At 39.8% G+C, this 538-nt stretch carries 1 protein-coding gene; it reads left to right on the forward strand.

Going from position 1 to position 538, the window contains the following annotated elements:
- Nucleotides 1-192 precede the first annotated feature (192 nt).
- Nucleotides 193-507, forward strand: a complete 315-nt coding sequence (locus tag AB4496_RS26400) for a hypothetical protein (protein ID WP_083784002.1) — start codon at nt 193-195, stop codon at nt 505-507.
- The last annotated feature ends 31 nt before the right edge of the window (nt 508-538 follow it).

A 538-nucleotide genomic window follows, 5' to 3' on the forward strand; every position in this document is an offset into this window, starting at 1 on the left:
CAATAGCTAAATTTAGTTGGAGTTAGTCAGCAGTCTCGAAGTTGAAAGTCGAAAGTCGAATAACAATGCATAAAGGTGAGCAATGAGGCTCACCTTTATATTTGGGCGCTGTTTCAATTTTCAGTACTGGTTATGTTCACTTTATCGAAAGCCTGTCTTATCTTTTAAAGATGACTTTCAAAGGCTTACTTTATGAAACAGTTGAAAATAGGATTCGTTATATTATCGATTGGTATTGGGCTACTTTTATTTCTCACCTATTTCCCAATGACATCTTCTACCGGAGAACGCATTGAAGCCAGAGTCATCTCCAATACGCTCACTCAATCCCTAGACGGACATAGACGCTACCTCACGGTTGAAACTCAAGACAACGAAATATTTCGCGTTTCCATTCCACCAACAACAGACTGCCCTATTGATTCTATTGTTGTGCTTGATACATTAAACAATCAAATAACCGGACAAAGCAGCTATCAGTTCATCCACTGCCGGGCTGCGCCTTAGTCGCCGATATAACAACAAGAATGGATATAAG

It is taken from the genome of Vibrio sp. 10N.222.46.A1 (genome assembly GCF_041473595.1).
In the GTDB taxonomy this organism is placed as follows: Bacteria; Pseudomonadota; Gammaproteobacteria; order Enterobacterales; family Vibrionaceae; genus Vibrio; species Vibrio tasmaniensis_A.

Coding starts and splice junctions, on each gene's coding strand:
- AB4496_RS26400 (WP_083784002.1), top strand. CDS start 193: ATGAAACAGTTGAAAATAGGATTCGTTATATTATCGATTGGTATTGGG.